The organism is Microbacterium sp. (assembly GCF_043427715.1).
GTDB lineage: Bacteria > Actinomycetota > Actinomycetes > Actinomycetales > Microbacteriaceae > Microbacterium.
The window spans coordinates 1-9,874 of the sequence record NZ_JBHWTD010000004.1; the positions used below are offsets into that span (position 1 = coordinate 1).

Genomic DNA, 9,874 nt, shown 5'->3' on the forward strand with positions numbered 1-9,874 from the left:
TGGTGGGACCGGCGCCCAGCACCGCGCCGCGCAGCGCCCGGACCACGTCACGCGGGTCGTCGGAGGCGAGGGGCTGCAGACGCACGGGAGCTCAGAAGTGGTACGGGTACGGCGACCAGTCGGGGTCGCGCTTCTCGAGGAACGCGTCGCGGCCCTCGACAGCCTCGTCGGTGCCGTACGCGAGACGCGTCGCCTCGCCGGCGAACACCTGCTGGCCGACCATCCCGTCGTCGATCGCGTTGAACGCGAACTTCAGCATGCGGATCGCGGTCGGCGACTTGCCGAGGATCGTGCGGGCCATCGCGATCGCCTCGCGCTCGAGCTCGGCGTGCGGGACGACGCGGTTGACGGCGCCCATCTCGTAGGCGCGCTGCGCGGAGTACTCCTCAGCGAGGAAGAACACCTCGCGCGCGACCTTCTGGCCCACCTGACGCGCCATGTACGCAGAGCCGTAACCGGCGTCGAACGACCCGACATCGGCATCCGTCTGCTTGAAACGGCCGTGCTCGGCAGAGGCGATCGACAGGTCGCAGACGATGTGCAGCGAGTGCCCGCCGCCGGCGGCCCAGCCGGGGATGACGGCGATGACGACCTTCGGCATGAAGCGGATGAGGCGCTGGACCTCCAGGATGTGGAGGCGGCCGGCGCGGGCCGGATCCTGCACGGATGCCACGTCCTCCGAGTACTTGTACCCGTCGCGGCCGCGGATGCGCTGATCGCCGCCGGAGCAGAACGCCCAGCCGCCGTCCTTGGCGCTCGGACCGTTGCCGGTGAGCAGGACGACCCCGACCTTCGGGTCCTGCCGTGCGATGTCGAGGGCGCGGTACAGCTCGTCGACGGTGTGCGGCCGGAAGGCGTTGCGCACCTCGGGCCGGTCGAACGCGATGCGCGCGATGCGCCCGTCGAGCGACACGTGCGCCGTGATGTCGGTGTAGGCCTCGGCGCCCGGTGCGAGGGTCCATTCGGCGGGGTCGAAGAGCTCAGAGACGGTCACGCGCCCAGCCTACGCGGGGCGGGTGAGATGGGCCGGGTGCTGTCGCGCCCCGGCTCTCCGGCGCCGCCCCGTCCGCGTTCGTGCGAAGCTTGTAGGGCGGCGTTCCGACCCGACGGATGCCGCGGAAGGGCCTGCCATGAAGATCACGAGATCATCCGATTGGCGGGACGCCCTTCCGTTCGAGGTCCCGCTGCTGGCCGCGGAGGCCGTGCCCGGAGAGCCGACCCGGTGCGTGGGATGCCCCGCCACCGTCGAGCCGCACGACCGCAGCGAACTGTGGGTCGTGAAGCACCGGCATCCGAACAATCACGCCGGATTCGTCCGCTATTACTGCGTCGCTCACAAGCCGAGCGCTCCCCCGCCGCCCGCTCCCTCCGCGGCGCGACCGGACAGGCCTCGCGGATCGGCGCCGAAGGCGCGCCCCGAGCGGACCACCGCACCGAAGCGCCCAGCGCCGTCGCTCGACGTCGTGCGCGCGATGTGCCCCGACTGCTTCGTCGAGGTGTCCGCGACCGGCGTCTGCGGGATGTGCGGCCAGAAGGTCAGCTGAGCCGTCTTCTTCCCGTCGCGAGACGGTCGTCCCGTCCGGGACACTGACGGGTATGGGTGCACGAACGCGGCGGGTGACCGCCACGGCGATGGTCGGACTGGCGTTGGCGTTGGCCGGATGCGCGGCGCCCGGGCTTCCCGCCGGTGAGACGGCCGTCTGGGAGCTGCAGTCGACGCCGTCGCCCGAGAGCACGTCGATCGACGTGGGCGTCACGCGCCTCGAGTGCGCGAGCGGCGTCACCGGTACGGTTCTCGGTCCGCGGGTGACGGCCGAGGACGACCGGATCGTCATCACGACACCCGTCGCCGACAACCGATCGGATGCCGCGACGTGTCAGGGCAACGACGTGGTCCCGGTGACGGTCAAGCTGGGTGAGCCGATCGGCGATCGGATGCTGGTCGACGGGGCGTGCCTGGTGACCGAGGCCGCTGACACGTCGTTCTGTGAGGACGCGGTGCGCTGGCGGCCGTGAGGGTTGGCGCGGGTGTGGGTGTGGGTGCGGGCGGGGTGCGCGGGCGATATCGTGCTCGCAGTGCCCCCGCCGGCACCAGCTAGGAAGGTGCGAATCGCGCTCCGGTTCGATGTCGGAGGCCCTCACCACAATGGGGGTATGACCAGCACGCCAGAGACCCCCGGATCGGACGCGTATCTCGCGTCGCTCGCGGGCATCGTGCATCAGGTCGAGAGCGTCGAACGACAGATGACCTCGGTGCAGATCGCGCAGCTCAGGGTGCTCGCGCAGGCTGGTCAACTGGCAGAGTCGCAGACCATCGGCGTCGCTCGCAAGGTCGCCGCGCAGGACATGGCGCTCCGCTCCATCGCCGCCGAAGTCGGCGGGGTGATGCGGATCACGGACCGCACCGTCCAGCGCCGCATCGACGAAGCCCGCACCATCATCGAGGGCTACCCCGCGTCGGTGGCGGCATGGGAGACCGGACGGATCACCCGTGGTCACGTCCTCGTCATCGTCGACACCGGTTCTGTTGTTCCGGTGGAGATGCGGGCCGAGTTCGAGGCGGCCGCGATTGCGCGGTGCGAGCAGGACACTCCGAACCGGGTGCGGCCGGGGCTGGAGATCCTTGCGCAGCGGATGCACCCGCGCTCGTTCACCGAACGACACGTCGAAGCCGCCGCGGGCCGGTGTGTGCGGCTGGTTCCGGGTCGGGACGGGATGTCGGACCTGATCGCGACGCTCCCGACGGTGATCGCCGAGGGGATCCATGACCGGCTGACCCAGCAGGCGCGTGCGGTGATCGACACGCGTGGTGAGCGTGCCGCGAACGGCGAGCCTGCGGACACCGACGCGGCAACATCCCGGGCTGAGGCCGCCGCAACCGACGCCCGTTCGACCGATCAGGTCCGTGCGGACATCTTCGCCGACCTCCTCCTCACCGGCACCCCCGCGCTCGACGACACCCGCGACACCACCGCAGGGCCCCTCGGCGCGATCCGTGCGCGCGTGCAGGTCGTCGTGACAGCGAGCTGTCTCACCGGCAGCGATGATGGCCCCGCTGATCTCGTCGGACGGGCGGCGATCGACGCGAAGACGGTTCGACGTCTTGCCGGGGATCAGCCGGCATGGGAGCGACTGTTCACAGACCCCGTGACCGGCACGGTGCATGAGGTCGACACGTATCGGGTGCCGCAGAAGATGCGCCGGTACCTACAGGCCCGTGATCAGCACTGCCGGTTCCCCGGATGCCGGATGGCCGCCATCCGCTGCGAAGTCGACCACACCATCGACCATGCGCTCGGTGGGAGAACTCAGACCCGAAACCTGGGTCACCTGTGCCAACGACACCATTCGATGAAACAGTTCACCGCCTGGCGGGTCCGACAACTCTCGGGTGGTGTCCTGGAATGGACCTCACCCCTCGGCAGAACCTATCGCGAAGACGCACCCACCCCGGCCGTCGCGTTCACCCCTGCCGACACCACACCCGCACCCTTCTGAACCGGGTCAGGCGGTGCGTCACGCGCCGCTGCAGGGCAGGCCCAGCGCGCCACGTCCGAGCATCGCCGGCCGGCGCCCCACCCGCCCGCACCGTGTCCGACCCGCAGTGCACCACACCGCGCCCACCCCCTGCCTTCTCGCGCGCCCCCACGTCAACCACCCGAGCGAAGATGCACCGCCTCAATATGCTGACGGCATGAGCTCATCGGCGAGACGCGCTGCCCACGGCGCGAAGAACAGCAAGGCCGTGCAGACCCTCGCTCGCGCGGGATTCGCCGCCAGCGGAGTCGTCCACATCCTCATCGGCATCATCGCCATCTCCCTCGCCGTCGGCGGAGGCTCCGGCGGCGGCTCAGCCGACCAGTCCGGAGCCCTCCAGCAGCTCGCCTCCGCGCCCGGCGGCGTCTTCCTCCTCTGGGCCGCCGCCGCCGGCCTCGCCGCCCTCGGACTCTGGCACCTCCTCAGCGCCTTCCTCGACCGCTCCGCCGACGCCGGCAGCGACCGCCTGAAGCACATCGTCAAGAACGCCGCCAAGGGCGTCATCTACCTCGCCCTCGCCGGCACCGCCGGCACCATCGCCGCCGGCGGCTCCGCCAGCTCCTCCGGCTCCACCCGCAACCTCACCGCCGACCTCCTCGCCACCCCCGGCGGCGTCTTCCTCGTCGTCGCCATCGGCATCGGCCTCCTCGGCGTCGCCGGCTACCTCGTCTTCAAGGGCGCCACCCGCCGCTTCGAACGCGACCTCAACCTCCCCTCCGGCACCGCCGGCAAGGTCGGCCGCATCCTCGGCACCGTCGGCTACATCGCCCGCGGCGTCGCCCTCGCCGGCGTCGGCGTCCTCTTCATCATCGGCGGCGTCACCAACGACCCCGAGAAGTCCACCGGCCTCGACGGAGCCCTCCGCTCCTTCGCCGACCTCCCCGCCGGCATGATCCTGCTCGTCGTCATCGGCGCCGGCTGGATCGCCTACGGCATCTACGCGTTCTACCGCGCCCGCTACACCCGCCTCTGACAGTCCCGAACGCCGCCCGCCCAGCAGCGCGCCACGCGACAGCGGCCGACAGAAGATCCGGATGCCACGGGCCCACCCCGCGCGGCAGGATGGAGCCATGAGCCTCCCCTCCCTCGACGACCTCCTCGGCACCGCCCGCGTCGTCGCGCTGCCGCTCGCCACCCGCTTCCGCGGGGTCGACGTCCGGGAGGCGCTGCTGCTGGAGGGCCCCGAGGGCTGGACCGAGTTCTCGCCGTTCGTCGAATACGACGACGCCGAGGCCGCCACCTGGCTCGCGGCCGCCCTCGAGTTCGGCTGGCACCCCCTCCCCGCCGCCGCCCGCACCGAGGTCCCGGTGAACGCGACGATGCCGGCCGTGCCCGCGGCATCCGTCCCCGAGGTCCTCCAGAGATTCGACGGATGCCGCACCGTCAAGGTCAAGGTCGCCGAACGCGGCCAGGTGCTCGCCGACGACGTCGCCCGGGTCCGCGCCGTGCGCGCAGCAGTCGGGCCGGAAGGACGCGTGCGCATCGACGCGAACGCCGGCTGGAACGTCGACGAGGCGGAGCACGCCATCCACGCGCTCGCGGAGTTCGACCTCGAGTACGTCGAACAGCCGTGCGCGAGCGTCGAGGAGCTCGCCGAGGTGCGCCGCCGCGTGAAGTACATGGGCATCCCGATCGCCGCCGACGAGAGCGTCCGCAAGGCGACCGACCCGCTCGCCGTCGCGCGCGCCGGCGCCGCAGACCTCCTCGTCATCAAAGCGCAGCCGCTCGGCGGCGTGCGCCGCGCGCTCGAGATCGTCGCCGAGGCGGGGCTGCCGGCCGTCGTCTCCAGCGCCCTCGACACCTCCATCGGGCTGTCGATGGGAGTCGCGCTCGCGGCGTCCCTCCCCGGGCTCGACTACGACTGCGGCCTCGGCACGGCGTCACTGTTCACCGCGGACGTCACGACCACTCCGCTGCGCGCCTCCGCGGGTGCGCTGCCGACGGGTCGCGTCACCCCCGATGAGGGATCCCTCGCGGCCGTCGCCGCGCCGGCGGAGCGTCGGGAGTGGTGGCTCGAGCGCCTCCGTCGCTGCCACGCGATCCTCGCCGCGCAGGCCTGAGCAGCCTGGCCGTCAGGCGTCGACGAGGAGCGTCACCAGCTGGACCAGCCGCGACTGCAGCGCGGCGCCGACCTCCTCCTTGCTGCGGCCCTCGAGCGCGGCCTGCACCGCCGTCTCTTCGGAGATGTCGAGCAGCAGCTGCGCGGCGGCGTCCACCGGCATCCGGATCTTCAGGCCGTGGTTCTCGCTCACCTCGACGATGATCGCCTCGACCCGCCCGCGCACCCGCGCGCGCCACGCCAGGTACGCCTCCGCGAGGCGTTGATCGCGCAGCGCCTGCGTGCGGACCTCGCTGAACAGCTGCGGCTCCATGCGCTCGGCCAGGGAGACGTCGGCGATCTGCCCCACGAGATCGGCCGGCTCGCCCCCGGCGGGCAGCCCGCGCACGCGCACCGCCACCTCGTCGAGCTTGGCTTCGGCGAGCTGGGTGATCAGGGCGAGGAAGAGCTCGTCCTTCGACTCGAAGTTCGAATAGAACGCCCCGCGCGTGAACCCCGCACGCTCGCAGATCGCCTCGACCGAGGCGGCTCCGAGACCGACCTCGCCGAACACCTCGTGAGCGGCCTCGAGCAGACGTGCTCGAGTGTTCTCCCGACTGCGCGCCACTTCACACCCACTCTTCAGACTTCACCTCGACGGACGGGCTTAGGATACACCTGTGTATCGGATACAGCGCTGTATCGAACCCTCCTGAACCACCACCACCGCTGGGAGCGCCCCGTGTCCACTCTTCTCTTCACCCTCGGCCGATGGGCGTATCGACACTCGTGGCGGGTGCTGATCGCCTGGCTCGTGCTGCTGGGAATGGTCGGCGGTGGCGTCGCCCTCTTCATGAAGGGCACCGACAACTCCTTCACGATCCCCGGCACCGAGGCCCAGGAGGGCATCGAGCTGCTGAACCGCACGTTCCCGCAGGCCAGCGGCGCGAGCGCGCAGCTGATCATCGTCGCCCCCGAGGGTGAGACCGTCGAGGACGGCGAGCTGCGCACGGCGATCGAGGATGCCACGGACGAACTCGCCGACGTCGACGGCGTCGCCGCGGTCACCTCCCCCTACGACGAGCTGGTCGACGGCCTGATCTCCGACGACGAGCGCGCCGGACTCGTGCAGATCCAGTTCGACGGGCAGTCCACCGACGTGACCCAGGAGACGATCGACGCGGTCGAGGCCGCCGTCGCGGACCTCCGCGAGAACATGCCGGAGGGCACCACCTCGGCGCTCGGCGGCGACCTGTTCGCCACCGAGATCCCCGCCCTGTCGATCGTGGAGGCGGTGGGTGTCGTGGTCGCCCTGTTCGTCCTCATCATCACGTTCCGCTCCTTCGCAGTCGCCTGGTTCCCCCTCGTCAGCGCGCTCATCGGCGTGGGCCTCGCGATCGCGGGCATCTACGTCTCCACCGCGGTCACGACGATCTCCTCCGTCACCCCGATGCTCGCGATCATGCTGGGCTTGGCGGTCGGTATCGACTACGCCCTGTTCATCGTCGCGCGCCACCAGGACCAGGTCCGAAACGGCATGGACCCCGAGGAATCCGCCGCGCGCGCGACCGGCACCGCCGGCTCGGCGGTCGTCTTCGCCGGCGTCACGGTGCTCATCGCCCTCATCGGGCTGAGCCTCGCCGGCATCCCGTTCCTCACCACGATGGGCATCGCGGCGGCCGCCGCCGTGGCCGTCGCCGTCCTCGTCGCCGTGAGCCTCACCCCCGCGCTCCTCGGGTTCGCGAAGGAGCGCGTCGCCGGCTGGCCCACTCGCGCCCTCCGCGCCGGCGTGAAGACGCCTGGCGTGAAGAATCCCGGCGTGAACCCCGCCGCGCCGCCGCGCACCAACCGCTGGGTGATGCTCGTGACGCGGCATCCGGTCATCACGACGGTCGCCGTCGTCGTCGGCCTCGGCATCATGGCGATCCCCGCCGCGAGCCTCAGCCTCGCCCTCCCGAACGCCGGCGTGCAGTCGCCCGAGAGCGAGGCGCGACAGGCCTACGACCTGAACGCCGAGTACTTCGGCGCCGGCGCCAACGGCCCGCTCGTGGTCACCGGCACGATCGTCACCTCGACCGATCCGCTCGGCCTCATGGACGACCTGAAGGCCGAGATCGAGGACATCCCGGGCGTCGAGCGCGTCATCCTCGCGACGCCCAACGAGACCGCCGACACCGGCCTCATCCAGATCATCCCGACCACCGCCCCGGACGACCCAGCCACCGCCGACCTCGTCCGCGAGATCCGCTCGCACCACGACGAGTGGCTCGACGAGTACGGCGTCGACCTGCTGGTCACCGGCTTCACCGCCGTCGGCATCGACATCTCGGATCGCCTCGGCGCCGCCCTGCTGCCCTTCGGCATCTTCGTCATCGGCCTGTCGTTCATCCTCCTGATGGTCGTGTTCCGCTCCATCTGGGTGCCGTTGAAGGCGACGCTCGGCTACCTCCTGTCGATCCTCGCCGCGTTCGGCGCGGTCGCCGCCGTCTTCGAGTGGGGCTGGCTCGCCGAAGCGCTGCACGTCACGCGCACCGGACCCGTGATCAGCTTCATGCCGATCATCCTCATGGGTGTGCTGTTCGGCCTCGCGATGGACTACGAGGTCTTCCTCGTCTCCCGCATGCGCGAGGACTTCATCCACGCCCGTCGCGCGAACGGCGGCGTCGGCACCCGCGCGATGGCCGTCGAGGCCGTCCGCAGCGGCTTCACCGCTTCGTCGCGCGTCGTCGTCGCCGCGGCGGTCATCATGTTCGCGGTCTTCGCGGCGTTCGTGCCTGAAGGCGACAGTTCGATCAAACCGATCGCGCTGGGCCTGGCCGTCGGCATCGCCGTCGACGCGTTCATCGTGCGCATGACGCTCGTGCCGGCCGTCATGGCGCTGCTCGGCGAGAAGGCCTGGTGGATGCCGCGATGGCTCGAGCGGATCCTCCCCGCCGTCGACATCGAGGGCGAGGCCGTCGAGCACGAGCGCGCCCACGCCGACTGGCCCGCGCCCGACTACACCGGCGCACTCGCCGCGGACGGCCTCGTCATCCGCGCCGAAGGTCGCACGGCACAGGACGACGTCGTGCTCGTGGACGGCGCCAGCGTGCGTCTCGAGGACGGTGGCACGCTGCTCGTCGACGCCGCCGACCCGCACGCCTCCCGGGCGTTCCTGCTCGCCGTCGCCGGCCGCGTGCCGATCACCGACGGCCTGCTCCGCGTCTCGGGGCACCTGCTCCCCGGCCGCGCGGCCTGGGTGCGTGCCCACGTCGGCGTCGCCGAACTCGCAGGTTCCGAGACCCCCCTGGATGACCTCCGGCGGGCGCTCCGCGGCCGCACCCGGTTCGTCGTGGTCGCCGGCCTCGACCGCCTCGGCGGCAGCGACCGCGACCAGGCCGCCGCCCTGCTGCGGGACGCCGCCGCCGGAGTCGCCGCACGCGGCGGATCGCTCACCGTCGTGGCATCCGCTCGCGATCTGGGCGCCGCGCGCGCCGTCCTCACCGACGCCCACCGCACGCAGATCGACACCCTCGAGCTGCGCAGCACCACGTCCGCCACCCGCACCGACACCCAGGTGATCCCCTCATGACGCTTTCGCTCGAACGTTCCCAGACCCGTCGCCCGGTGACGTGGCTCACCCTGCTGGGTGTGCTGCTCCTGCCGGCGATCATCGGCGGCATCCTCGTCGCCGCGCTGTACAACCCCACCGACCGGCTCGACGCGATGAACACCGCCATCGTGAACGACGACGAGCCCGTCGAGATCGACGGGCAGCTGACCCCACTCGGGCGACTGCTCACGGCAGGGCTGGTGGAGGGCTCCGACGAGCTCGACAGCAACCTCACGTGGACGATCAGCAACGACGAGGATGCCGCGGAAGGTCTCGCCGACGGCACCTACGACGCCATCGTCACGATTCCGGAGAACTTCTCCGCCGCCGCCACCTCGACCGCACCGGGGAGCACCCCCGAGAAGGCGACCATCGAGCTGACGACCCCCGCCGACAGCCGCATCGTCGACGACGCCATCACGACGCAGGTCACCCAGACCGCGGCCGCCGTCCTCGGCGAGCAGCTCACCACGACGTACCTCGAGAACGTCCTCCTCGGCTTCACGACGCTCGGCGACCAGCTGGGCGAGGCGGCTGACGGTGCGCAGGAGCTCGCCGACGGCGCCGGCACCGCCGCGGACGGCGCGCAGGAACTGGCCGACGGCGCGGTCTCCGCAGCGGACGGCGCGTACTCCCTCGCCGACGGCATCCGTGCGCTCGCGAGCGGTGCCGGTGGCGCCGCGACCGGCGCGTCGACGCTCGCCGAC

At 71.4% G+C, this 9,874-nt stretch carries 9 protein-coding genes; 7 read left to right on the forward strand and 2 right to left on the reverse strand.

Going from position 1 to position 9,874, the window contains the following annotated elements:
• Positions 1-91 precede the first annotated feature (91 nt).
• A complete protein-coding gene (locus ACHFGS_RS00585) occupies positions 92-994 on the reverse strand; it encodes a 1,4-dihydroxy-2-naphthoyl-CoA synthase (protein WP_394278112.1) in 903 nt (300 codons plus the stop codon).
• Positions 995-1,130: 136 nt separating this feature from the next.
• On the opposite strand from ACHFGS_RS00585, the gene ACHFGS_RS00590 reads away from it, so the two are divergent.
• The 5 genes from ACHFGS_RS00590 (at position 1,131) to ACHFGS_RS00610 (ending at position 5,597) form a co-directional block, all read left to right on the forward strand.
• On the forward strand, positions 1,131-1,544 hold the full coding sequence (locus tag ACHFGS_RS00590) for a glucose-6-phosphate dehydrogenase (RefSeq protein WP_394278113.1): 414 nt from the start codon (positions 1,131-1,133) through the stop codon (positions 1,542-1,544).
• A 52-nt stretch (positions 1,545-1,596) separates the two neighbouring features.
• Positions 1,597-2,016, forward strand: a complete 420-nt coding sequence (locus ACHFGS_RS00595) for a hypothetical protein (protein ID WP_394278114.1) — start codon at positions 1,597-1,599, stop codon at positions 2,014-2,016.
• A 138-nt stretch (positions 2,017-2,154) separates the two neighbouring features.
• Positions 2,155-3,498, forward strand: coding sequence for a DUF222 domain-containing protein (locus ACHFGS_RS00600; RefSeq protein WP_394289040.1), 1,344 nt, complete (start codon positions 2,155-2,157; stop codon positions 3,496-3,498).
• Positions 3,499-3,694: 196 nt separating this feature from the next.
• On the forward strand, positions 3,695-4,510 hold the full coding sequence (locus ACHFGS_RS00605; protein WP_394289041.1) for a DUF1206 domain-containing protein: 816 nt from the start codon (positions 3,695-3,697) through the stop codon (positions 4,508-4,510).
• A 97-nt stretch (positions 4,511-4,607) separates the two neighbouring features.
• On the forward strand, positions 4,608-5,597 hold the full coding sequence (locus ACHFGS_RS00610) for an o-succinylbenzoate synthase (RefSeq protein WP_394278315.1): 990 nt from the start codon (positions 4,608-4,610) through the stop codon (positions 5,595-5,597).
• 12 nt (positions 5,598-5,609) lie between these two features.
• On the opposite strand, the gene ACHFGS_RS00615 is transcribed toward ACHFGS_RS00610, so the two are convergent.
• A complete protein-coding gene (locus ACHFGS_RS00615; protein WP_394278314.1) occupies positions 5,610-6,203 on the reverse strand; it encodes a TetR/AcrR family transcriptional regulator in 594 nt (197 codons plus the stop codon).
• A 114-nt stretch (positions 6,204-6,317) separates the two neighbouring features.
• On the opposite strand from ACHFGS_RS00615, the gene ACHFGS_RS00620 reads away from it, so the two are divergent.
• Complete coding sequence (locus tag ACHFGS_RS00620) at positions 6,318-9,146, forward strand: MMPL family transporter (protein ID WP_394278313.1); 2,829 nt, start codon at positions 6,318-6,320, stop codon at positions 9,144-9,146.
• Positions 9,143-9,874: YhgE/Pip domain-containing protein (locus tag ACHFGS_RS00625; RefSeq protein ID WP_394289042.1), on the forward strand; the 732-nt coding region annotated here is incomplete at its 3' end. The genes ACHFGS_RS00620 and ACHFGS_RS00625, both read left to right, overlap by 4 nt.